Raw genomic sequence first — 22,646 nt, forward strand, 5'->3', positions numbered from 1 at the left:
CCGGTTACCAAGACGCCAACAACGCGAAGCCTTATTCCCTCCCTGCCCGCAATGACGGCATAGGAACGAACGGAACCAGACAGCTTTGCGATGCAGACGAGGATGCAAGCAAATGACACTGACAATAAAACAGATCGGCAAGATCGCCGTCGTGACCGTTGATAACCCGCCGGTCAATGCCCTTTCGCAGGCTGTACGACAGGATCTTTGGAACGCCGCTGAGGCGCTCGACCGCGACCCCTCGGTTGACGCGGTGGTGCTGATCTGCGCCGGACGGACATTCATTGCCGGGGCCGATGTGAGCGAATTCGGCAAACCGCCCCTCCCCCCTCACCTTCCAGACCTCGTCACGCGTATCGAGAAGACGGCCAAGCCGTGGGTCGCAGCAATCCACGGCAGTGCGCTCGGCGGAGGCTTCGAGATTGCACTCGGCTGCCGTTTTCGCGTGGCCTCGCCATCGGCGAGCATCGGTCTGCCAGAAGTACGGCTGGGGATCGTCCCGGGTGCTGGCGGCACGGTGCGCCTTCCGCGTCTGGCCGGAGCGGCGCTCGCCGCTGACATGGTCACGTCTGGCCAACCTGTCACGGCCCTGCGGGCTCGCGCGCAAGGGTTGATCGATGCCGTTGTCGAAGACGACCTGGAAAGCGGCACGATCGACTTCCTCCGCCTGGCTCTCGCCCAACCCCTCCCGCCTCCCCTTTGCGAACGGTACGTCCCTGCCGTGGAGGCGAGCTTTTGGGAGACAACTGCGAAATCAGTTGCGTTGCGCGCCAAGCGGGAACAGGCTCCCCTTCGGGCTCTCGACTGTATCCGCAAGGCCTGCGAATACGAGTTCGAGGCTGCAATGGAGTTTGAACGTGAGACATTCCTTGACTTGCGCGGCTCGCCCCAGGCTCGAGCCTTGCGTCACGTTTTCTTCGCGGAGCGTGCAGCACCAAGGCCGCCAGAGCTTCGCGCGACAGTCCCGCAATCGATCAGATCCGCTGCGGTGATTGGCGGCGGAACGATGGGAGCCGGGATCGCTGCGGCACTTTGTGATGCCCAATTGCCAGTCACACTGGTCGAGCGTGACAGCGAGGCGCTCGACCGCGGGCTTTCCAATCTGCGCGCAATCTTCGAAAGCTCCGTCAAGCGCGGCAAGATCAGCCCCGATGTCGCGGAAGAGCGGCTTGCCGCAGTGACCGCCACGACCGACTACGGTGCCCTCGCTGACGTCGACCTCGTAATCGAGGCAGTCTTTGAGGATCTCGGCGTCAAGCGCGATGTCTTCGCCAGACTGTCGGCAGTCTGCCGCCCCGATACTTTGCTGGCCACCAACACCTCCTATCTCGATCCGGGGCAGATCGCGGCCGACATCGCGCATCCGGAGCGCTTTCTTGGCCTGCACTTCTTCAGTCCAGCTCAGGTGATGAAGCTGCTGGAGATCGTGCCAACACCGGATACGGCCCCGGTCACGCTCGCGACTGGCTTCGCACTCGCCCGCATGATGAACAAGATCCCGGTCCGTGCCGGCATCTGTGATGGCTTCATCGGCAACCGGATACTCAAGGTCACACGTGCACAGGCGGAACGCCTGCTGTTGTCGGGTGCAGAACCGCAGACCGTCGATTCCGCCATGCGTGCCTTTGGCCTGCCGATGGGGCCGTTCGAGGCGCAGGACCTTGGTGGTCTCGACATCGCTGCGTTTCAGCGTCGGGCTGCCCGCGTAAGGGGAGAGACGCCCTTTGCACCGGTCGCCGATCGGCTCTATGCCTTGGGACGTTTCGGGCAGAAGAGCGGTGGTGGCTGGTATGACTACGACAAGGGCGATCGGACGCCCAAGCCGTCCGTTGCAGTTGCTGGCATAATCGCTGCCGAAGCCTTGGCCACGCCGCAGCGACAGTGGAGCGAAGGCGAGATCGTTGATTGCATCGTATTGCCCATGATCAACGAGGCCGCAAGAATCCTGGACGAGACGATTGCTGCGCGGTCTGAAGACATCGATCTCGTTCAAATTCACGGTTATGGATTCCCACGCTTCAGAGGCGGTCTGATGCATTACGCCGAGACACGGGGACTTGGGGATATCGTTGCGATACTCGAACGTTTTGCCAAAGAAGGCCTTGCTGAGCCTCCATGCGGCCTGCTCCGCAACAGCACAGGTTCTGGCCGCTTTGGTTTACCATAGTTGCGCGTTGGACCAAAGCTGCCAACCAGTCAACTGCTCTTGGTCCGGTGCGTCCTACGAGTCAACGTGCCTCGCTCTTTGAGAACGCCGCCAGACCGGGCGGCGCCACTTCGACAAATTCAAAAATCAACGGAGTGGCGATGGTCGGAGCAGAAGTTATGTCGCTGAGCGGTGACCTAACCGGGCCTGAAGAGGTCTGCGTTCGAGGCGCGATGCTGGGGTGGGCATTTGCCTTACCGGTCCGACACCAGTGTGGGTACTGGGAGAGGGTTGGAATTCTCATCGCGAATATCGAAGGCATAGCGCCCCCTCTCATCCAGCGACACCGAGTAACTCAGCCTGTCGCGGACAACGTTGTTTTCATCGAAGGTTAGGATCTTCGGCTTGATGGACGTCAGCTCCGCCTCGCCAAGATAGATCGAATTGCAAATGATTATTTGGTCGCCGGCCTGACATGTTCTAGCGGCCGCGCCATTCAAAATGCAGCATCGAGAGCCGCGTTCGCCAAGAATGACATATGTGGATATTCGCGCTCCAGAGTTTTTGTTCCAGATCTCGACAAACTCCATCGGCAGGATACCTGCCTCCTCGCAGTGGTCTGGATCGAGGGCGATCGACCCACGATAGTTCAAGTTCGCTTCTGTCACATAGATGCCGTGCAGCTTGCCGGCGACCACTTTTCTCATATTCCAACCTTTCTTTATCTCTCGCCGCGCCAGCCTTGCTGTCGCGCATGACGTCGATCGACGCGCGTCATGATGATCACCTGGTCAGCATGGGGCGGCCTTGCCCTGTCCTGATCGACTACGTGACCAATACGCAGGCACCGCCAATCATTCCCGCGCCGGCCGCGGCGAGAAGCAGGCATTCACCGGGAACAAATGGTTTCGTCGCATTGGCGATTGACAGTGACAGGGGAATTGTCGCGGCGGACGAATTCCCGAAGGCCTCGATTGTTCGCGCCGTCTTCGATGGATCGATGCCAAGATCGTTACAAACGGCATCGAAAATCCGGGCATTGGCCTGGTGCGGAACGAACCGGTCAACCTCAGATGCCGTCAGGCCGGCCCTCGCGAGTGCCTCGCGTGAGCATTGCGTCATGACTGCGACGGCGCGCGAGAAAACCTCTCTCCCGTCCTTCATAGACATCAGGAACTCCTCTCCGGCTATTTTGCCCGTAAAGGGGCGGTTGCTCCCGCCCGCTGGAATGGTGATCAGGTCATAGCCACTGCCATCGGAGGCGAGTTCGACCCCCCTCAGTCCAGCTTCGGGTTCGGCGGAAGGTGAAAGGACGACCGCGCCGGCCGCATCGGCGAACAGGACGGCGCTGGCGCGCTCGTTGGGATTGATGCGGCGGGACAAAATATTGGCGGCCACAACCAGAACCGAACGACCATGCAGGCGCACGAATCCGTCGGCCAGGGTTAGCGCGTAAAGAAAGCCCGAGCAGGCACCGGCGAGATCGATCGCGCCGGATCTCGTGAGCCCCAGCTGATACGCGAGCAGTGGCGCGGATGGCGGAAGCAGATGACATGGCGTCGAGGTTGCTAGCAAGGTCAAGGCGACATCGTCCGGTGAGACACCTGAATTTTCGAGTGCCATCCGGCCTGCTTCTGCTGCGAGTGCACTGAGCGTCTCGCCAGCGCTTGCCCAATATCGGCTGCGAATACCGGTCCGGCGCTCGATCCAACCCGGTTCGAGCCCAAGCGTTGCCTCGATTTCGGTGCTGTCGACGCGCCGGCCGGGTACCGCATGCCCGAAACCCGCCATACGCGAGGAAGCTGCTGGTCTCATCGCGATCCTCCCTGAATGATTGTGGCAACCTCGTCGATCGCGTCGTAAACGAGGCTGAGCTCTGGGGCGCTGACGCAATAAGGCGGCATGAGGTAGATGACATTGCCAAGCGGACGAATGAGAAAGCCACGCTCGCGAAAGAGCCGCCGCATGCGCGGACCGACTTCTGCAAGATAGCCAGCGGCGGTTACATCCAGGTCAAGCGCAACGATGGTACCTGCCTGTCTCACCCCAGAGAACCGGTCGTCATCCTCAAACTTTGGCAAGTGCTGACGGTGGAGACTTCCCAATCTCTGTATACGGGAGCCTACATCCTCGTGTTTCCACACCTCGAGATTTGCGACACCGGCGGCGCAGGCAACGGGGTTGGCGGTATAGGAACTCGAGTGGAAGAATGTCTTGCGCCGATCGGTCGACAGATGCGCCTCATATATATCGGATGTGCAGAGCGTTGCCGCCAGTGGCAGGGCGCCTCCGGTCAATCCTTTCGAGGTGCACAAAATATCGGGTGACACATCCGCTTGCTGACACGCAAACATTGTTCCGGTTCGGCCCCAACCTGTCATCACTTCGTCGGCGATGACCAGACACCCGTGGCGGTGAGCGATTTCCCTGAGGGCCTTGAGGACCTCGGGGGTGTAGGTCTTCATGCCCCCCGCACCCAGCACCAGCGGCTCGAGCAAGATGGCCGCGATGCGGCCAGTGCGGCAGAATGCCTCGAAGGCGTCTAGCGCCCGCTGCTCGAGATCCGGTTCCGGAAACGGTATTCGGTCGACTCCAAAGAGCAGCGGCGCGTATGAAGCGTTGAAGACACCGCGTTCACCGGCGGACATGGTGCCGATTGTGTCCCCGTGGTAGCCGTGTTCCATCACGACAATTCGATCGCGCGCTTCGCCCGTGTTGTGGTAAAAGCCGAGCGCCATCTTCAAGGCGACTTCGACAGACGTCGAACCACTGTCGGAGTAGAAGACATGCCGTAATCCGGGGGGCGCAACAGCAACCAATCCTTCCGCCAAACGTTGCGCTGGCTCATGTGAATACTCGGCAAAAATGATCTGATCATACGCTTCGGTCGCGGCGCGGATTGCCTGCATGATGGCCGGATGTCGATGGCCGTGGGTGATCACCCACCATGAGGAGATGGCATCTAGAATTCGATTGCCATCCTCATCAACGAGGTAGGCTCCTTCCGTGGAGACGATGCGCTTCATCGGAGGTTCCAGCGCATGCTGGGTGAACGGATGCCAGATAATCGATCGGGTCATGGGCTGACCTCTCCAAATGCGGAAAGATCAAAATTGTCGTGGAACGCCCTCCTCAAACCCGTTGCTGTCAAGCTCGTCAGGATTGGCAATCGACCGAGGGACCGAGTGCCGCTCAATTTGCTGATGATGGATTCGGTTTCCAGGTTTTCATTACCGATAAAGGCGATGCCGAGGATCGGAACCGCGCGATGGCGCATCGCTTCGACGGACAACAGCGTGTGATTGATGGTGCCAAGCGTCGTCCGCGTGCACAGGATGACGGGAATCTGCCAAGCGGCAAACACATCGGCAAACACAAGACTTTCAGAGAGCGGGACCATGAGGCCCCCTGCCCCTTCGATCACAAGTGGTCCATCGACATCGGGTGGGACAAGCCTGCGCGGATCGATTGAAGTTCCGTCGATTCGGGCTGAAAGATGCGGCGAGGCAGGTGTCGAGAGTTTGTAGGCCTCAGGGAGGATGCGTTCAGAAGGCACGCCGCCCAATCGGGACACGGTTTGTGAATCCGTTTCCCCATCGAGACCTGACTGCACCGGCTTCCAGTAATGACCGCCCAACGCATTTGTGAGCGCAGCAGCAAATACGGTCTTGCCAAGGCCGGTATCCGTGCCGGAGACGACAAAGTGTGCCGTCATTGCCCATTCTCCTTCAGGATCGTGAAGAGCCGTTCGAACATTGCTGAAATCTGCTGTTCCTCCACATTCAGAGTAATGGAGATCCGCAACCGCGCCGTACCCTCGGGAACCGTCGGTGGCCGGATTGCGCGAATATCAAATCCTTCGGCCTGCATCTGGCGGGCAATCGAGACCGCGCGTCCGTTGTCACCAATCAAGACCGGGATGATCTGCGAGCCGCTCGGCGTCTTGGCTAGTCGGGATTGCAGTTGTGCGCTGGCAAAGGCGACGAGTTTCTCCAGGCGGGTCAGCCTCTCCGGCTCATCGGCCAGGAAACGAAGCGCCTCACGGACCGCCGCTGCCATTAGCGGCGATGGCGCGGTGGAGTAGATGAAGTTGCGGGCGCGATTGATAAGGTAGTCCACGAGGATCTTCGGCCCCCCCAGGAGCGCCCCGCTAGCGCCCAGCGCCTTGCCGCAGGTATGGACCGTCAGGACATGACTACCCGCCCCGAGATTGGCGGCAAGGCCTCGACCTTCTTGGCCGAAGACACCGGTTGCATGCGCTTCATCGACGACAAGGAAACCGTCATGGCGCCGGGCAAGTTCGGCCAACTCACGCAGCGGCGCCCTGTCACCATCCATCGAGTAGAGACTCTCAACGCCGATCCAAGGAACCCCCTTTCCTCCCTTGTCCCGCCATTCCCGAATTGCCTGCTCGACTGCACAGGCATCGTTGTGGGGCACGGCGCGGGTGATTGCCTTGCTGGCTGAGATCCCCTCCATTGCACTTGCGTGGATCAGTTCGTCATAGACGACAAGGTCGTCGCGCAGAGGCAGGGTGGAGAAGATCGCCGCATTCGCGGCATATCCGCTGGCGAAATATAGCGACTTCTCCACGCCGAAGAGCCGTGCCGCTTCCGCTTCCAGCATCTCGTGCTCGATGTGATTACCGCGGAGCAGCCGCGAGGCACCGGCGCCCACGGGAACACCCCGGTCAACCGCTGCCCTAATTGCCGCTTTCAGGCGAGCTGAATTGGCGAACCCTAGATAGTCGTTCGACGCAAAGTCGATGCCCGATGCCACGGTTACGGAACGGATGCGCGACTTGCGCTCCAACCCGGCCATGGTCTTCGCATAACGGGCAAGCGCGACCCCGCTCAAGGGCGATGTTCCAGTGGCATTGGTTCCAGGCCTAGGCGCCGAAACAGCATGGCGTCCTTGTCTTCACCGGGATTGTCTGCCGTCAGAAGTGTCTCGCCGACGAATATGGAATTGGCTCCGGCAAAGAAGCAGAGCGCCTGCATCTCATCGCTCATGTCGGTGCGTCCTGCCGATAAGCGGACATGGGACTTCGGCATCAGGATGCGGGCAAGGGCGATGGTGCGGACGAAGTCGATCGGATCGACAGCTACGGCATTGGCAAGCTTCGAGCCGGGGATTGGGATCAGCATGTTGATTGGCACACTCTCCGGGTGCTCCGGAAGGTTGGCCAATGTGACAAGCATGGAAATCCGGTCAGCAGTGGTTTCACCCATTCCGAGAATACCGCCTGCGCAGACCTTGATACCAGCATCTCGCACGGTGGCGAGGGTCTCCAGCCGATCCTCAAAGGTACGGGTGGTGATGACCTCGGGATAAAAACGTTCGGAGGTGTCGATGTTATGGTTGTAATAGTCCAGGCCGGCATCTGCTAGGCGCTCAGATTGCTCAGGAGTGAGCATGCCGAGCGTCATGCAGGTCTCCATGCCAAGAGCCTTGACGCCCTCGACCATCGCCACAAGCGTGTCCATGTCTCGGTCCTTCGGGCTGCGCCACGCCGCACCCATGCAATAACGGGTCGCTCCGCCGGCGCGAGCCTGACGTGCCGCAGCAAGGACCCGCTCGACCTCCATCAGCTTGGAGGCCTTGAGGCCCGTCGGATAGTGAGCTGATTGGCTGCAGTAACCGCAGTCCTCGGCGCATCCACCGGTCTTGATGGACAAAAGCCGGCTCATCTGAATTGCGTTTGGATCAAAGGTCTCGCGATGGATCTGCTGGGCGCGGAAAACGAGATCGTTGAAAGGTAAATTATAGATAACACCAGCCTCGTCGTAACCGATTTTTACCCTGATCGTCGCGTCCGCCTGCTCCATGCGATGCCTCCCTTCGATATTGATAGATAGAATCCATAATTATCTATAAAATGAAACGAGACGACTATGTGCAACAAACCAGCCGAAGAATTTCGGCAGTGCGAAATCAACCTGAGCGGGATTTGAGGCGCGCGTTCTTGAGCCGGCCAGGCCCAGAGCAATGGTTCCAGGGTGGGGTTAACAACCCGCACGTCGCAAGTCAGCGCTGAATGGGACCTATCCGCTGCACATGCCGTTCAAGAACGACGACGGCTTGACTGACTTCACCTTTTCGAAGGTGGTCGAGGATCAAGTGGTGATCGAGGTCGATCCGCGGGATCCATACCGCGCCATAGGTCGCAAACGCGTAGCGCGAACCCACCATCTGGAGATCATCGATTGTTGCCAACAATCGCGGCATTTTGCTTGGAGCCAGCAACAGGTGGTGGAAGCGCCGATTTGCCTCGTCCCAGGTTCGCGCGTCGCGTGCGGTATCACCAGCAATCATCGCCGCCATTGCTTCGTCCATGATGGATGTCGTCAAGTTCGGCGCGGCTTGCCGCAACGCCAGTCCCTCGAGGACCGAACGCATCAGCGCGGCTTCCTCTACGGCGGCCCGGGAAAAGCTTGCAACGCGAACGCCCCGGCGGCTCTCGCTAATGGCAAGCCCTTGGGCCTCGAGCCGGCGGAATGCTTCTCGCACCGGTACGTGACTGGTGTCGAACTCGTCGGCGATGTGGTCCTGCCTCAGCTTGCTCCCAGGCTCAAGTGCACCTGTAATGATGCGGTCCGCGAGAACGCGGCTAATGCGATTGGCAATTGTGTCCTCAGTGGCAGCGGTCATCATTTATAGATAAAAGCTGCCAGGCGCGCTGTCGAGCGTGCCTGACTATTGACCCACTGAAAAGAGAAGTTGGTGGTGCGGCCTCGAGCGGTGAAGGTCCGAAGGTCGTTCGTCGTTAGCGAGGTGGTCCCGATTTATTCTGCCCCTGCTTCTTCGCATACATCCAAAGCTGCGCGGGTGGAATGTTTCCTCATCATGAACGCGAGGTGGCGGACCTCGTATCCCGCGGGCAGCGCGACGACGGGGGACAGCAAGCCATAGGTTATCTGGACGACCGGCCTGCCCGCCGGGACGCGCTCGAGGAGGTCGAGGACGAGTTCCCGCCGCTTCTCCGGTGGCAAGTGCAGAAGCGGTATAGCTGAGATGACAGAGTCAAATTTGGTTTTGCGCTGCGCTCCCAGCGTAAGATCGAGGGCGAAGGCGTCGCCACATCGCACGTCGACTGCAGGGAACTGCTCGCGGAGATGGCGACAGAATTCCTGCGAATACTCGATCGAAATAAGATTCCTTGGGAGAACACCACGTTCCAGGATTGCCTTGGTGGTGACCCCCGTCCCCGGTCCGAGTTCCAGTACGGGAAGTCCGGAGCCCGGCTAAATGATGCTCGCCATTTTCGTGGCCGTCGCAACCGAGGTTGGGGTAGTTGCGCCCACCGCTGTACGGTCGCGCTTCCATCCCCTCAAAAACTCGATCTCATCCCTGAACTTCAAACTCACCCGCTGCCGTATGCTCACTGTTCGACTCCGCTCGTGTTTTAGTGATCGCGAACAGATATTCCAAAATCGACAAATGCAAGTCTCTTACCGGCGTTTTCAGTTCGAATTTGTCATGCTCGCGTCAACCCAATCTGCAGAAGGCAAAAAAATCGCCTCGCCTTCGACCAGCGCACGAGGATAGTGAGACCGCGCGACCACCGTCGCCCGTATGGGAGGAAATATTGCCGTCCACTAGAGGCGGCCGGCCAGGTCGAGGCCGTCCGTCGTCCCACACTCTTCTTGCGGCCGACCAAAGCTGCTCGGTCCCGATATGTTGTGTTCACGACAATGAGAGATGACCAAAGCTGTGATGAGACGTACAAGACATCTGCCGCCACAAGTACAAGGACCTTCGGTATGTCTTCGACAAGAGCTTCATTCGCTTTGACGTCGTTCGCAGCCCTTACCGTCGCTGCTGGCGCCTCCGCCCAGATGCCTCCTCAGCAACCCGACTTCAAAGCCTTCAGGATAGGTGCTCTTGAGGTCGTGGCGTTGCACGACGCTGAATTTGTGCGGCCGAATGATGGCAAGATATTTGGTGTCTCCCACACAGTTGGGGAAGTTGGCGACGTCCTCAAGGCCGCAGGCGTCCCAACTGACACCGTAACCCTCAGCGTCGACGCGCTGCTCATTAAGGAGCCGGGGCGCGTAATATTGGTCGACACCGGGGTGGGTGGCGCACTGGAGAAGTCTCTCACTCAGGCTGGTATCAAGTCGGAAGACGTCACCGACGTCCTGATCACGCACTCGCACCCTGATCACATAGGCGGTCTCGTCAGAGACGGGAAGCTTGCCTTCCCCAAGGCGACGATCCGCATGTCCTCGGCTGAATGGACGTTCGCCAAAAAGGACACACAACTCGCCGATATCATCAAGGTCATCAATAGCCACGTGCAGACGTTCAAACCAGGTGCAAAGGTCGTGCCGGCAGTCGTCTCGGTTGGACTGAAGGGTCACACGCCCGGGCATGTGGGCTATGAAATCGCGTCAGGCAAAGAAACGCTGCTCGACATCGGTGACACGGTGCACAGCTCGATCATTTCGCTCGTGAAGCCTGAATGGCCGGTTGGCTTTGACAACGATCAAAAAGCCGCCGAGAAGAACCGCATCGAGACCTTGAAAAAGCTGGCGAAGTCAGATCAGCTTGTCTTTGCACCACACTTACCATTTCCAGGTGTCGGCCACATCCAGGCCGACGGCGACCACTTCAAGTGGGTGCCGGGTGTCCCGGAAATGAAATAGCAACAAAAGACGCGGCAGCATGTCTTCCGGACTGCCGTGCTGATGGACGCGTGCGGTACGCATGGTTCCCTTCAACGAGACTGAGGGCGGATCGCCGTTGCGCGGTGGCATTCACAGTTGAGACAGAGCCGTCGAGGACGTCGCGGACACCCCGCCTCGGCGAAAAAATACGCTGCGAAATTCGTGGACGTGACAGTGATGCCGCTTGGGAGAAACGCACCCTTTGCAGTGATTTGGATCTCGTGGACGTGGGTTGCGCCCACTTCGACGATCTGACGGCAGGGCCGAAGGGCAGCCTTGGATGCGCCATATTCCTAACGAAAGTTGTGGGTGCGGAGCGCAGTGATACTCAGGGATCGTCACAACCGGCGCCAGACAAAGGCATGCCATTCCGAAGCATGGGCGTCAGATGTGCCGGGACCTCATTGAAGTCGAATCGTGCGGACTGGTCCGGCGGAAGATGGAGCTATATAGCGTTACTCGGCGTATTTAGTGATCCCCAACAAGGACGGCCACCTTCACGGAATGCGTCCTGCGCGTCGATCTCGCGTTCGGCGAGAAGAGTATATCGCTTCAGGCCGTGTCCCTGCGCAAAGGTGCACGAGTCGCACCTCTTGTCGCCAGTCTTTCGATTTGAAAAGCTTCGAACAACAGAGAGTCTTTTGCACGGTGAGAGGTCGCCGAAACATGGCGTTTTGCGACAGTAGCCCAAAGCCACTTCCTGGAAGGAACTATTGATCCACTCGACGTTAACGCCTTGGTGTCTTTCGCCTTCACGTCCGGACAGCGCGCTTCCCTGGAGGAGTATTGAATCCAGCGCGTGCGCGATGCCATGGTATCATGCTCGCCCCTGGAGGCATCATGAGGGCGACTGACGAAACTCACACTGTGCGAGCCCGTGCAACCGCTTCCTTGCGGTGATATTCGCCGCCAACTTGTATGGCCTGCAACGCTCGTGGTCTAGGCCGATGCGTCAGATTTGGGTTTGCGTCCACGTCTTGCCGCGCCCGGTTGCGGGGCGGTTGTTGCTTTCGTCTTCGAGGCTGGTTTCGCACGGGAAACGATTGTCTTCGTTGTAGCAGAGCTTGCTGTCGCAGCGGGCTTGGACGGTTTGTCCATTGACTTGGCACCCGCCGACTTGGCTGCATTCAGGAACCCGACCCGCCGAAGCCGGTTCTGTTCGAGCGCCTGCTGGAAGCCAACGTCGTTCTCTGCGTGATAGGCAAGGTCATCGAGAAACTCGGCTACATCCGATGTCGATGAGACGACGACATAGCTCAGGCCGTGGCCTGCATCGACGGAGTCTCGACCGACCGTAACGCCGAACCCGCCCGGTACCTTCTGAAACCACGTTGAACGCCACTTGCTAAAGCCAGATGTGTCGCGCTCGTATTCCTCTAGATAGGCCTTCTGCTCAGCCACTCGTCCGCGAAATACGTCAACGATGTTTTTGGCACCTGGAGTCGGCTTGGTTGCCTTCTTGGTAGACCACTTTTCAAGGAAATTAGCCATTGATTGCATCTCCACTCATGTTGAGGCATCAGAATGAGAAGACTGTCTTTCAATAATCGTTGAATCTATGCAGTTCTGTTAGAAGTCAATGCATTCAGTTGCGCAGACTGCATAGGGGCGATCTCGATATACACCAACTCTTCCTTCCCGCAGTTGCCGAACACGCGGTGGCAGCTCCGACAGGTCGATATCTGCGAGCTTGGTGCTGGCATGTCTGCTTCGGTGAGACTTTGAGACAGTCCGCGGTGGAGTGCCCGACGCATCCGTTTACGGGCAGTCTCTCGTGTTCGTTTCGCCATGTGCATTTAGGGGATGACAGGCGCTCTCTTCTCTGCGAGAAGCTTGGCGTGAGAGACAGGGGCGCCACCGTCTGGTTGGCTGAGACGTACCCTTTGAACCTGAACCGGATAATGCCGGCGGAGGGAGTCGCTCGGGATCCTTCGCTTAATGCATTGGTCTCAGCGCCTTCCTTCCCCGATCGAAAGGCGAACCATGCTGTTTCAAATCCCACCTGGGACATTGCTGAACGAGCTGCGAGAGCATGTTCCACTTGTCCATTGCATCACCAATTACGTTGCCATGAACATTGCTGCCAACGTCCTTCTGGCAGTCGGGGCCTCTCCTGCCATGGTGCATGCAGAGGAGGAGACCGCCGAGTTTGCCAAGATTGCCGGGGCACTAACGATCAACATAGGTACGCTATCATCCGGGTGGCTGCGTGGCATGGAGGCAGCTGCGATTGCCGCGAGGCAATCTGGCAAGCCATGGGTTCTCGACCCCGTCGCCCATTACGCAACGTCGTTCCGCCGTGCTGCTGCCGACCGACTCATCGAGCTCGGTCCCACCATCGTCCGCGGCAATGCCTCCGAAATCATCGCTCTTGCCGGGGGTGCTTACCGAGGCAAGGGCGTCGACAGCGGGGACGGCGTCGAACACGCTGAGTATTCTGCCCGGCTGCTTGCCGACAGGCACGGTGCGATCGTCGCGGTAACGGGCGCCGTAGACTTCATCACTGACGGGAAGCGCGCGGTTCGCATCGAAGGTGGCTCGGAATTGATGCCGCAGGTGACAGCACTGGGTTGCTCATTGACCTGCCTTGTCGGGGCATTTGCGGCTGCGCGACCCGACGTGCCGTTCGATGCGACGGTTGCGGCCCTTGCCACTTTCGCTGTTGCCGGTGAACTGGCGGCCAGCAGGTCTCAGGGCCCGGGCTCTTTTTCCTGGCGGTTCCTGGACGCGCTGGCAACGGTTGATGGGCCTTGTCTTGATCACAGCGCAAAGGTTGCGGGCGCATGAAGAACCTCGATCTTTCTTTCTATCTTGTCCTTGATCCAGACCTTTGCGCTTCCTTCGGGCTCGTGGCGACAGCGCTTGCTGCAGTTGCCGGCGGGGCGACCGTGGTTCAGTTGCGCGACAAGCGAGCTGCCACCGATCAAATCATCGAAACGGGCCGCGCGCTGAAGATGGCCTTGTCGGGCACAGGTGCGCGATTGATCGTCAATGATGACGTCGAGGCTGCGCTCGCGGTCGGTGCAGACGGCGTCCATGTCGGTCAGGACGACATGGATGTCCGCCTGGCACGCGCCCGCATTGGGCCCGACATGGTCCTCGGACTATCCGTGGAAACGCAGGCATTGGCAGAGGCGGTAGATCCAACAATTGTCGACTATGCCGGGATCGGCCCGGTGTTTGCGACCCCGACAAAGGCGGACCACAAGCAGCCAATTGGCTTTCATGGCCTTGCCTGCCTGATAACGTGTTGTCCCGTTCCATCCGTCGCGATTGGGGGACTGAAGGCTGGCCATGTGCGTGAGGTGTTTGCGGCGGGAGCCAAGGGTATTGCTGTCGTCTCCGCAATCTGCGGATCTGCGGATCCTGAGGCCGCCAGCCGTCGGATATCCTCGAACATCAGAAGCATAAGGTAAATCAATGATCCGCAACATACTCACCATCGCCGGCTCAGATCCCTCGGGAGGCGCGGGAATCCAAGCCGATCTCAAGACATTCTCTGCATGCGGTGTCTATGGGATGGCGGTGTTGACCGCGCTGACAGCGCAGAACACCCAGGGTGTCTCCGGCGTACATCTCGTCCCCGCTGCATTCGTTGCGGATCAGATCAGAGCTGTGTTCGCGGATGTGCGTGTCGACGCTATCAAGATTGGCATGATTGCCAACGCGGAAATTGCCACCGCCATAGTCGATGTGATTGTGGAGCATGAGGAGGTGCCGATCGTTCTTGATCCGGTCATGGTGGCGAAGGGTGGAGCCGCCCTCCTCGACCTGTCTGCTGTTGACGTCATAACGCGACGCCTGTTGCCGCTCGCCTCACTGCTGACGCCCAACCTGCCAGAGGCTGCCGCACTGCTTGGTGAAGACGTGGCTCAGTCACGGGAGGAAATGGCGGATCACGCAAGACGCCTCAGGGCAATGGGCCCGCAAGCAGTCCTCGTCAAGGGCGGTCATCTTTCTGGCGGTGAAAGCCCGGATGTCCTTGCGTCGGACGCGGGACTGGATTGGTTCGAAGCAAGCCGGATTGCGACCGCGAATACCCATGGCACCGGTTGCACGCTCTCGAGCGCGCTGGCTGCAGAGCTCGCAAAGGGTGCGACGCTTCCCAACGCGGTTGCCAATGCAAAGGGTTACCTTGCGCGTGCTATCGAGCATTCCGGATCGTTAAGCGTAGGCTCGGGGCATGGTCCGGTCCTGCATTTCCATCAGTTCTGGCCTCTGCTTGAGAGCCGTTGAGACGCTGGCGATTGACATGTGGCGGGGCGTCAGGATTTGACCGCTCCCGCTGTCAGCCCTGCAATGATATGCTTCTGGGCCAGGAAGAATACGACGATGGTCGGCATGATCGTCAGCGTGATGAAGGCGAGTACAAGCTGCCACGCAGTGCCAAACTCGCCGCGATAGACCATGATCCCCAGGGGCCATGGATACATCGTCTCGGAATTCAGCATGATCAATGGCAGAATGTAGCTGTTCCAGCTACCGACGAAGGAGATGATACTAACGGTCGCGATGATCGGCCGCGATAGGGGCAGAGAGATGTGCCAGAAGAAGCGGATGTATCCGCAGCCATCGACGATAGCCGCCTGAAATAATTCTTCCGGAAGGTTACGAAAATAGTTCCGGAACAAGAGAATGCTCATGCCGAGCCCAAAAGAGACCTGCGGTAAGACCACGCCCCAGTAGGAATTCAACAGCCCCAGGTCACGGATTCGTATAAACAAAGGGAGGATTGCGGTCGCTGCCGGAAACATCAAGCCGATCAGGAAGTAGTTGAGCAAGAAGCCGGCACCGAAAAACTTCACATGTGCGAAGGTGAAAGCGGCCATCGCAGAGACTGAAACGGTCAGGCAAACTGTCAACGTCGCGATGATCAGAGAATTCATCATCTGCCGCCAGTAGCGGTCTCCGAAGAGAATGTCGGTGTAGTTCTCCGGATGCCATGTGGCAGGCAACCCGAAAGGGTTGGTGCGAAGATCGCCGAGATCCTTGAAGCCGCCAAGCGCTGTCGTCAACAGCGGCACCAGCACGATCGCGGCAATGAGCGTCAGCGAGACGTAGAGGTAGATCTTCGTGCCGGTAGCAATCCGGGCGGTTGAGGCCGTGTCAGTCATTGCGCATAAATATCCGTTTGTAACCGAAAGCGAGCGTCACGCAGATGACGAACAGGACGACACCGACGGCGCTCCCGAGGCCAACCTGCATGCGCGTGACGCCAAAGTTGAACAGGAAGGTGACCATCGTCTGTGTCGCGTTGAAAGGCCCACCGCCGGTCAGCGGCATGATGAGGTCGAAGAGCTGTAGTGAACCAACGACGGCAAAGAAGACGGACAGTCGGACCGTCGAGCCGAGCAGTGGCAGCGTGATATAGCGGAACCGCTGCCAACCGCTGGCGCCGTCGATTTCGGCGGCCTCAAGCACGCTCTTGTCAAGCGACTGCAGTCCGGCGATGAACAGCATCATGTGGAAGCCGAAGTACTTCCAGACGACCACGGCCAGTACTGCGTAAATTGCCAGGTCCTTGTCCGCAAGGACATAGGGTGTCTCGACACCGATGAGGTGGGCCGCCGAGGCAAACAATCCGTAGTCGCCGTCATAGACGAAGCGCCAGATGAGACCGGCCGCAACCTCGGCGAGGACGTAGGGCAGGAAGAAGATCAAACGGAAAAGAACCACCCCGGCGATCCGGTGTGCCAGCATCATCGCCAGCCAGATGGCAAGCGGAATCTGGATCAGGATCGAAACGACGATGATCAGGGCATTGTTTTTCAGAGCCGTAAGGAAGGCAGTGTTTTTGAACAGAACCTCGAAGTTCCGCATTCCAACGAACTGCGTCGGCAAACCGTAGCCGTCCCATTTGTAGAGACTGCACCACGCTGCCTCGCCCATTGGGAGAATGACGAATATCGTAAAGAGCAACAGGGCTGGAGGCAGAAACAGGAGCAGGACCGGCAGCCGTCGCGCTAGGCTGGGATCCTTGCTGCGCGCCGATGATTTTACAGCCGAGCGCTGACGGATGACGCCAGTTGCGCTTATAGTGGTCATGTCGGCAGATCCTTCTGATGCAGATTGATTGCGGCGCGGATATCTCTCCGCGCCGCGACAGTCGTGATCAGAGCTGATCCTGCTCAAAGGCTTCCTGGATCTGCTGTGATCCGTCGGCAGGGCTCATCTGACCTGACACGATGGCCACGGAGACGTCGTTCACGACACGGCCAACGGAGGGGCCAAGATCCTGATCGAAGAAGTTCTGGTGCCAGGTCGAGTGCGCCAGCTGTTCTGCAGACTGGTGCAACAAGGGGTTCGTGACACCATCCTCGGCACCGACGGTGACAGGGATGAGCATGCCGGCCTTTGCCATTTCGCGCTCATTTTCGGCATTCGTCAGGTAGGCGAGGAAATCGAGCGTTTCAGGGGGCGCCTTTTTCGTTACCGCCCAGCCGTTCAAGCCGCCGAGAGTGTCTGTGACGGCGCCAGCGCCGCCGGCAACCGCTGGGAATGCGAAGCGACCGATGTTGTCGGGATCGAGCCCCTTTCCGTCACCGGCATTGGTGCGCTGGTTCGCCGCCGTATTTTCGAAGCCCAAGATCATCGCCGCCTTGCCGTCGCCGAAGACGCCGAGGGTTTGCGGCCAGGTGGCGCCGAGATACCCCGGCTGGAACGGCTCCAGCTTGCCGAGCTCGGCTAGCTGTTCGCCGGCCCTGACGATCGCCGGGTCGTTGAAACCTTCGCCATCACCAGCCTTCGCCGCCTCGAATGCCTTCTGGCCGCCATTACGCATGACCAGATAGCTCCAGTAGAAATGGATCGGCCATTTCTCGCCACCACCGCCAGCAATCGGCACGATGCCGGCATCCTTGAGCTTCTTTACGGCAACCAGATAGTCGTCCCACGACTTGATGCCGGCGGCATCGACCCCGGCCTCGGCAAAGAGCGCCTTGTTATAGAAGAAAGAGACGGTTCCCATCTTGAATGGCACGGCACCGATTTTTCCGTCATAAGACAGGCCCTTGACTGCCGCCGGGTTATACGTTTTTACCCAGGCACCGTCTTTCGCGTTCATCGCCTCTGTGAGATCCATCAGCGTCCCTGTGGCCAGCTGCTGCTTCAGCACGCCACCGCCCCAGCTGTAGAAGAAATCCGGCGCGTCGCTCGACTGCAACAACGTCGGAAGCTTCGCCTTGAAGGCCTCGTTTTCCAGGAACTGCATTTCGATCTTCACGCCGGGGTGTTCGGCCTGGTATTTGTCCGCGATCTTGCGCCAAATCGCGACGTAATTCGGATCGAGTTCAAGATGCAGCCACCTGACTGTCGTGTCTGCTGCCGCGCTTCCCGCAGCAATCAGGAGCGTAAGTCCGGTCGCTGCAGAGCGAGAGATGAAACGGCTGCGAAGCATGGCTTTCGCCTTCATATGGTCAAACATGATTTCTCCTCCAGTAAGGGCAAAAATCGTCCTCTTCAATTTTTCCCTTATGCGGATTAAATCATCGGGAGGTTTTGGCGAATGTCAACTACCCTGCAGAAAAATGACAGTTTTTCCTTGACATCGGGGGGCGGCGACGCGTTATTTAATTCGCATACCGTTGAAATTATGAGTCCCGTGCGCTTTACGGGACATGGAAGAGCCGGCTCGCCCACATGAAGACCGCAGATCCCGAATTGATGCGCGCGATCAATCGTTTGAATGTGCTGGACACGATCCGCCGTCACGGGGCGATATCGCGTGTCGAGATCAGTGAGCGAACGCAACTGTCGACGACGACGGTGTCGGCGATCACCGGCTCTCTCCTCGATGACGGGCTCATCCTGCCTCGCCACGAGGGCGACATTCGCAATGAAGCGGCACGCGGCCGGCCACGGGTGATGCTCGAGCTCAACCCGGATGCCGCAAGAGTGGTCGGCGCCAAGATTGCCGCGAACCGCCTCGTTTTCGTGGTGGCCGACTTTCGTGGCGACGTGTTGTCGCAACTCACCCTTCCCATTCGGATCGATCGACAGCCGATCGGTGTGATTGCCGATCTTGTGGAAGATGGCGTGCGGCGCTGCGTGGTCGATGCCGGGCTTTCGCTCGAAGATATCGATACGGTCTGCCTTGGCCTTCCCGGCGTGATTGAGCATCGCACCGGTCATATTCGCAGCAGCCAGATATTCCGCGACACGAATGTTGATTTTGCCGGCGAGATGACAGCCCGCCTAAACACGCCAACAATCGTGGAGAGCGATGCACACGCCATCACGCTTGCCCATCACTGGTTTGGAAAGGCGCGCGATCTAGAGGATATGGTCCTTATTTCTCTGGAACAGACGCTCGGTCTCGGGGTGCTCCACGACAATCAGTTGTTCCGGGGCGCCGGCGGGCTTAGCCACAACCTCGGCGATCTGGTCCTTGGGATGGGACCGCGCGGCGTCGTGAGACTATCCAGCCAGGCTGGAGAGAGCGAAATTCTGGGTGACCAACCTGCCAGTGGCCGCTTTGCCGAGGCGATCCGGCTTGGGCGCGGAATGACGCATGCTCAAGCCCTTATCAAGGCCGAAGATAACACCTTGATCAGTGCCGCCATCCGCGCTGGAGAAGCCGTTGGCGTGGCGATCGCCAACATCGTCACTTTGTTTGCGCCCCCCCGCGTCATTCTTGTCGGTTCGAGCCTGGCGCTCGGCGAGCCGTTTCTCGACAGCTTGCAAAACGCCTATTCACTCGCGGTTCCCCCCTCGTTGAAGGGAGTTGCTGAACTTGTCTTTGACGATTCGACCGACGACTTCTGGGCGCAGGGGGCAGCTGCGGTAGCGCTGTATGAACTCTACGAGTCGCCGTGGAACACTACCGGTCCGGCGCTCTGATCAACAAATCACGACATTCAACGGGAGGAAATAATGGAACCAGTCGGTATCGGCATTATTGGGTGCGGGAACATCTCAGGCGCCTACCTCAAAGCGATGGCGTCCTTCCCCATCTTGGATGTTCGTGGTGTGGCAGACCTGAACCATGATCTGGCTGTGGCAAGGGCCAACGAATTCAACGTGCCGGCACGACGCATCGATGAGCTGCTTGCCGACCCCAAGGTCGAGATCATCGTCAATCTGACGATACCGAAGGCGCATGTTGCGGTTGGCCTGCAGGCGCTTGAGGCCGGCAAGCACGCCTATTCGGAAAAGCCGCTCGGCATCAATTTTGCGGAAGGCAAGCGGCTTGCTGACGCGGCAAAAGCCAGGGGTCTGCGCATTGGCGCCGCACCCGACACGTTCCTCGGCGGCGGCCATCAGACCGCGCGCACGCTGATCGATCAGGGCGTGATTGGCCAGGCCGTCGGGGGAACTGCGACCTTCATGTGCCCCGGCCACGAGCGCTGGCATCCCAACCCTGCCTTCTACTATGAAGTGGGCGGGGGACCGATGCTTGATATGGGACCCTATTACATCACCGATCTTGTCAATCTTTTTGGACCGGTTGCGCAGGTGGCGGGCTTCGCCGTCACGCCGCGCAAAGAACGGGTCATTACCAGTGAGCCGCGAAATGGTGAGCATATTCCCGTGCACGTCCCTACCCATGTCGCGGGCCTCATGGCCTTCGTGAACGGTGCTGTTGTCCAGATCGGCATGAGTTTCGACGTCGCCGGTCATAGGCACGTTCCGCTGGAGCTTTACGGAACCGAGGGAACCCTGATCGTCCCCGACCCGAACCACTTCGGTGGCGACGTGGAGGTGCTGAGGAAGGGTGGGACCTTCGAGCTGCAGCAACCAACAGCGCCTTATGGCGACGGAAACTATCGCTCGATCGGCGTTGCCGACATGGCGCACGCGATCCGCTCGAACCGTACGCATCGCGCAAATGGCGACCTCGCCCTGCATGTCCTTGAGGTCATGGAAGCGTTCCACACTGCTTCCGCGAGCGGCCGTACGGTCAACATAAGCACTCAAACAGAACGGCCCGCGCCGCTGGCACAGTCGCTCGTCGACGGCCGCTTGGCGAAGTAATCATCAGGAGGAAAATATGCGTGAAGCACTGATCGTCTGGGGCGGATGGAGTGGCCATGAGCCCCAGGAATGCGCGGCAATCATCAAGGACATGCTGGAGGAGGACGGCTTCAAGGTCTACGTCGAGCATACGACCGAAGCCTTTGCAGACCCATCGGTCCACGACCTCAGCCTCGTGGTGCCCATCGTGACGATGTCGAAGATCGAGAAGGAAGAGATCAAAAACCTGGCGGCGGCGATTGAAGGTGGGGTTGGCATTGCCGGATACCATGGTGGCGCCGGTGACAGCTTTCGGGACTGCGTTGAATACCAGTTCATCATCGGCGGCCAGTGGGTCGCCCACCCTGGAAATATCATCGACTACACGGTCAACGTTACCCGCCCTGACGATCCGGTCATGGAAGGCATCGGCGACTTCCCCTACACGTCCGAGCAATATTACATGCATGTCGACCCGTCGAACGAGGTGCTGGCGACAACGCGTTTCACCGGCGACTATGCCTATTGGATCGACGGCGTTGTAATGCCGGTTGCATGGAAGCGGAGATATGGAAAGGGGCGGGTTTTCTATTCCTCCCTCGGTCATCAGGCCAAGGAGTTCTTGGTGCCCGAGATGAAGACGATCTTCCGACGCGGCGCGAACTGGGCAGCACGCTGAGGCAACATGATATGCCGGTGCGGTCCATCGCCGCTCCGGTATTTAATAAGGATACCGTACGAATTCCTCGACGGTGTCAGATGAAGCGTTCAGCGGTCGGCGACGGAGTTGAGCGGCTGCGGGTAAGCAGGGACAGCGAGCGGACGAGGCGGAGATCGGCGATTGGCCGAGTGGGGGAATTTTCTGGGAGCACGGCAAGGTGTGCGCAGAGCATACCTGGTGGCGTTTGTCGGAGCTGCGGCATGATGCGTTTCGCCGTATCAAGCAGGCGTTCAATCGGGACAACGGATTCAATCCCGGGAAGCTCGTCGCATTGAGACAACGCCGTTTCGCGCCGTGAATGCCGCGGATAATGATCCGCTCAGCCTTCGTTCAAATGCAACGGCAATGCTCAATGTCTGAGCTATCAACGCAGCAATGTCATGTGCCCATCGTTCAAGGTGACGCGAGACCTTCATCACTCCCCGAAGGGCCGCGCTGACGCACTGGGACACTGGCACCGGGCCTATCGGCAACATTACGCAGACGAACAGTTGGAGAGCGATATGCTCTCGGCACTCGACGGATGTCTTGGCTGCAAGGGCTGTGCCACTGGATGTCCAGTCCAGACCGATATACCCCGGATGAAATCCCACTTCCTCGGCACGCTTTATCAGAAACGTCGGCGCCCTCTCGCTGACGGGGTGTCGCGACTGGAAGAGTATTCATGGATCATCGAGCGGTACCGCAAGGTATTTGCAATTGCGCCTCGGATCACGAACGCGATGACGGAAAGAATGACTGGCTTGCGCGTAAACTCTTCCTTCATTGCAGCGAAAATAGGCGTCCCGGCGCGAACGCATGGAAGAAGGTCTTCGCCGCACTCGATGCGCCTGTCGAACTCGCCGCAACGGGATGTTGCGGCATGGCTGGATTGTTTGGCCACCAGAAGCGGCATCAGCACCTGAGCACGCGGGTTTTCGATTTGTCCTGGGCGGGGCAGCACGAAGGACAGAAGGACGCCATGGTTTCCGGCTTCTCATGCCGTTGTCAAACGGAGCGGTTCGCATCTGTTCGCAGCGAGCAGCCGATGCGATGGATTGCCGACGCTATCGATGCCGGTTCGAGGTAGACGTGAGATGCGCCAGGTCGGTTGGCCGTTTGACTGCGCGTTCGTTGTTTTCGGAAGCGCTTGCCTCGAACGGACTCATGGCACTTGATC

At 59.0% G+C, this 22,646-nt stretch carries 20 protein-coding genes, 1 pseudogene and 1 riboswitch; of the genes and pseudogenes, 9 read left to right on the forward strand and 12 right to left on the reverse strand.

Annotated features, from left to right (window positions below):
• The first annotated feature begins 112 nt into the window (after window positions 1-112).
• A complete protein-coding gene (locus tag FHX16_RS20860; protein WP_259130168.1) occupies window positions 113-2,167 on the forward strand; it encodes a 3-hydroxyacyl-CoA dehydrogenase NAD-binding domain-containing protein in 2,055 nt (684 codons plus the stop codon).
• Window positions 2,168-2,400: 233 nt separating this feature from the next.
• Here the strand turns inward: FHX16_RS20860 and panD are convergent, their stop codons facing one another.
• The 8 genes and pseudogenes from panD to pmtA form a co-directional block, all read right to left on the reverse strand.
• On the reverse strand, window positions 2,401-2,853 hold the full coding sequence (gene panD / locus FHX16_RS20865; protein WP_183757059.1) for an aspartate 1-decarboxylase: 453 nt from the start codon (window positions 2,851-2,853) through the stop codon (window positions 2,401-2,403).
• Window positions 2,854-2,971: 118 nt separating this feature from the next.
• Window positions 2,972-3,961 (reverse strand): beta-ketoacyl-ACP synthase III, encoded by a 990-nt coding sequence (locus FHX16_RS20870; RefSeq protein WP_259130171.1) that lies wholly within the window; start codon window positions 3,959-3,961, stop codon window positions 2,972-2,974.
• On the reverse strand, window positions 3,958-5,226 hold the full coding sequence (locus tag FHX16_RS20875; protein WP_183757060.1) for an adenosylmethionine--8-amino-7-oxononanoate transaminase: 1,269 nt from the start codon (window positions 5,224-5,226) through the stop codon (window positions 3,958-3,960). The genes FHX16_RS20870 and FHX16_RS20875 overlap by 4 nt, the downstream gene beginning before the upstream one ends.
• The gene (gene bioD / locus FHX16_RS20880) at window positions 5,223-5,861 is read right to left on the reverse strand and encodes a dethiobiotin synthase (RefSeq protein ID WP_183757061.1); all 639 of its coding nucleotides are present in this window, start codon (window positions 5,859-5,861) and stop codon (window positions 5,223-5,225) included. The genes FHX16_RS20875 and bioD overlap by 4 nt, the downstream gene beginning before the upstream one ends.
• Window positions 5,858-7,003, reverse strand: coding sequence for an 8-amino-7-oxononanoate synthase (locus tag FHX16_RS20885; protein WP_183757062.1), 1,146 nt, complete (start codon window positions 7,001-7,003; stop codon window positions 5,858-5,860). Before FHX16_RS20885 ends, bioD begins: the two co-directional genes overlap by 4 nt.
• The gene (gene bioB, locus FHX16_RS20890) at window positions 7,000-7,974 is read right to left on the reverse strand and encodes a biotin synthase BioB (RefSeq protein WP_183757063.1); all 975 of its coding nucleotides are present in this window, start codon (window positions 7,972-7,974) and stop codon (window positions 7,000-7,002) included. The genes FHX16_RS20885 and bioB overlap by 4 nt, the downstream gene beginning before the upstream one ends.
• 199 nt (window positions 7,975-8,173) lie before the next feature.
• Window positions 8,174-8,797: a GntR family transcriptional regulator gene (locus tag FHX16_RS20895; RefSeq protein ID WP_183757161.1), complete on the reverse strand. Its 624-nt coding sequence runs from the start codon at window positions 8,795-8,797 to the stop codon at window positions 8,174-8,176.
• A gap of 115 nt (window positions 8,798-8,912) precedes the next feature.
• Window positions 8,913-9,531, reverse strand: a pseudogene (gene pmtA, locus FHX16_RS20900) (phospholipid N-methyltransferase PmtA).
• Between the two features lie 378 nt (window positions 9,532-9,909).
• Here pmtA and FHX16_RS20905 point away from each other — a divergent pair.
• Window positions 9,910-10,794: an MBL fold metallo-hydrolase gene (locus FHX16_RS20905; protein WP_183757064.1), complete on the forward strand. Its 885-nt coding sequence runs from the start codon at window positions 9,910-9,912 to the stop codon at window positions 10,792-10,794.
• Window positions 10,795-11,754: 960 nt separating this feature from the next.
• Here FHX16_RS20905 and FHX16_RS20910 read toward each other — a convergent pair.
• Entirely contained in the window at window positions 11,755-12,306 is a 552-nt protein-coding gene (locus FHX16_RS20910; RefSeq protein WP_183757065.1) for a hypothetical protein, read from the reverse strand.
• Window positions 12,307-12,652: 346 nt separating this feature from the next.
• A riboswitch (TPP riboswitch) is annotated at window positions 12,653-12,748 on the forward strand.
• Between the two features lie 50 nt (window positions 12,749-12,798).
• On the opposite strand from FHX16_RS20910, the gene thiM reads away from it, so the two are divergent.
• The 3 genes from thiM to thiD are packed head-to-tail and all read left to right on the forward strand — an operon-like array spanning window position 12,799 to window position 15,051.
• Entirely contained in the window at window positions 12,799-13,602 is an 804-nt protein-coding gene (thiM, locus tag FHX16_RS20915; protein WP_183757066.1) for a hydroxyethylthiazole kinase, read from the forward strand.
• Window positions 13,599-14,231 (forward strand): thiamine phosphate synthase, encoded by a 633-nt coding sequence (gene thiE / locus FHX16_RS20920; protein ID WP_183757067.1) that lies wholly within the window; start codon window positions 13,599-13,601, stop codon window positions 14,229-14,231. The genes thiM and thiE overlap by 4 nt, the downstream gene beginning before the upstream one ends.
• 4 nt (window positions 14,232-14,235) lie before the next feature.
• Window positions 14,236-15,051, forward strand: coding sequence for a bifunctional hydroxymethylpyrimidine kinase/phosphomethylpyrimidine kinase (gene thiD, locus FHX16_RS20925; protein ID WP_183757068.1), 816 nt, complete (start codon window positions 14,236-14,238; stop codon window positions 15,049-15,051).
• 29 nt (window positions 15,052-15,080) lie between these two features.
• Here thiD and FHX16_RS20930 read toward each other — a convergent pair whose 3' ends face one another.
• From FHX16_RS20930 to FHX16_RS20940, 3 genes are all read right to left on the reverse strand, one after another.
• Entirely contained in the window at window positions 15,081-15,929 is an 849-nt protein-coding gene (locus tag FHX16_RS20930) for a carbohydrate ABC transporter permease (RefSeq protein WP_183757069.1), read from the reverse strand.
• Window positions 15,922-16,860 (reverse strand): carbohydrate ABC transporter permease, encoded by a 939-nt coding sequence (locus FHX16_RS20935; protein ID WP_259130185.1) that lies wholly within the window; start codon window positions 16,858-16,860, stop codon window positions 15,922-15,924. The genes FHX16_RS20930 and FHX16_RS20935 overlap by 8 nt, the downstream gene beginning before the upstream one ends.
• A gap of 67 nt (window positions 16,861-16,927) precedes the next feature.
• Window positions 16,928-18,238 carry an extracellular solute-binding protein gene (locus FHX16_RS20940; protein ID WP_183863880.1) on the reverse strand — a complete coding sequence of 437 codons (1,311 nt, stop codon included), beginning with the start codon at window positions 18,236-18,238 and terminating at the stop codon, window positions 16,928-16,930.
• 215 nt (window positions 18,239-18,453) lie between these two features.
• Between FHX16_RS20940 and FHX16_RS20945 the strand changes: the two genes are divergently transcribed.
• The 4 genes from FHX16_RS20945 (at window position 18,454) to FHX16_RS20960 (ending at window position 22,392) form a co-directional block, all read left to right on the forward strand.
• Window positions 18,454-19,653, forward strand: a complete 1,200-nt coding sequence (locus FHX16_RS20945) for an ROK family transcriptional regulator (protein WP_183757072.1) — start codon at window positions 18,454-18,456, stop codon at window positions 19,651-19,653.
• 33 nt (window positions 19,654-19,686) lie between these two features.
• Complete coding sequence (locus FHX16_RS20950; protein ID WP_183757073.1) at window positions 19,687-20,787, forward strand: Gfo/Idh/MocA family protein; 1,101 nt, start codon at window positions 19,687-19,689, stop codon at window positions 20,785-20,787.
• Window positions 20,788-20,803: 16 nt separating this feature from the next.
• Window positions 20,804-21,445, forward strand: coding sequence for a ThuA domain-containing protein (locus FHX16_RS20955; RefSeq protein ID WP_183757074.1), 642 nt, complete (start codon window positions 20,804-20,806; stop codon window positions 21,443-21,445).
• A 422-nt stretch (window positions 21,446-21,867) separates the two neighbouring features.
• A complete protein-coding gene (locus tag FHX16_RS20960; RefSeq protein WP_246712673.1) occupies window positions 21,868-22,392 on the forward strand; it encodes a (Fe-S)-binding protein in 525 nt (174 codons plus the stop codon).
• Window positions 22,393-22,646: the final 254 nt, after the last annotated feature.

Source organism: Rhizobium sp. BK661 (assembly GCF_024808825.1).
GTDB lineage: Bacteria > Pseudomonadota > Alphaproteobacteria > Rhizobiales > Rhizobiaceae > Rhizobium.

Coding starts and splice junctions, on each gene's coding strand:
- FHX16_RS20860 (WP_259130168.1), top strand. CDS start 113: ATGACACTGACAATAAAACAGATCGGCAAGATCGCCGTCGTGACCGTT.
- panD (WP_183757059.1), bottom strand. CDS start 2,853: ATGAGAAAAGTGGTCGCCGGCAAGCTGCACGGCATCTATGTGACAGAA.
- FHX16_RS20870 (WP_259130171.1), bottom strand. CDS start 3,961: ATGAGACCAGCAGCTTCCTCGCGTATGGCGGGTTTCGGGCATGCGGTA.
- FHX16_RS20875 (WP_183757060.1), bottom strand. CDS start 5,226: ATGACCCGATCGATTATCTGGCATCCGTTCACCCAGCATGCGCTGGAA.
- bioD (WP_183757061.1), bottom strand. CDS start 5,861: ATGACGGCACACTTTGTCGTCTCCGGCACGGATACCGGCCTTGGCAAG.
- bioB (WP_183757063.1), bottom strand. CDS start 7,974: ATGGAGCAGGCGGACGCGACGATCAGGGTAAAAATCGGTTACGACGAG.
- FHX16_RS20895 (WP_183757161.1), bottom strand. CDS start 8,797: ATGACCGCTGCCACTGAGGACACAATTGCCAATCGCATTAGCCGCGTT.
- FHX16_RS20905 (WP_183757064.1), top strand. CDS start 9,910: ATGTCTTCGACAAGAGCTTCATTCGCTTTGACGTCGTTCGCAGCCCTT.
- FHX16_RS20910 (WP_183757065.1), bottom strand. CDS start 12,306: ATGGCTAATTTCCTTGAAAAGTGGTCTACCAAGAAGGCAACCAAGCCG.
- thiM (WP_183757066.1), top strand. CDS start 12,799: ATGCTGTTTCAAATCCCACCTGGGACATTGCTGAACGAGCTGCGAGAG.
- thiE (WP_183757067.1), top strand. CDS start 13,599: ATGAAGAACCTCGATCTTTCTTTCTATCTTGTCCTTGATCCAGACCTT.
- thiD (WP_183757068.1), top strand. CDS start 14,236: ATGATCCGCAACATACTCACCATCGCCGGCTCAGATCCCTCGGGAGGC.
- FHX16_RS20930 (WP_183757069.1), bottom strand. CDS start 15,929: ATGACTGACACGGCCTCAACCGCCCGGATTGCTACCGGCACGAAGATC.
- FHX16_RS20935 (WP_259130185.1), bottom strand. CDS start 16,860: ATGACCACTATAAGCGCAACTGGCGTCATCCGTCAGCGCTCGGCTGTA.
- FHX16_RS20940 (WP_183863880.1), bottom strand. CDS start 18,238: ATGTTTGACCATATGAAGGCGAAAGCCATGCTTCGCAGCCGTTTCATC.
- FHX16_RS20945 (WP_183757072.1), top strand. CDS start 18,454: ATGAAGACCGCAGATCCCGAATTGATGCGCGCGATCAATCGTTTGAAT.
- FHX16_RS20950 (WP_183757073.1), top strand. CDS start 19,687: ATGGAACCAGTCGGTATCGGCATTATTGGGTGCGGGAACATCTCAGGC.
- FHX16_RS20955 (WP_183757074.1), top strand. CDS start 20,804: ATGCGTGAAGCACTGATCGTCTGGGGCGGATGGAGTGGCCATGAGCCC.
- FHX16_RS20960 (WP_246712673.1), top strand. CDS start 21,868: ATGTGCCCATCGTTCAAGGTGACGCGAGACCTTCATCACTCCCCGAAG.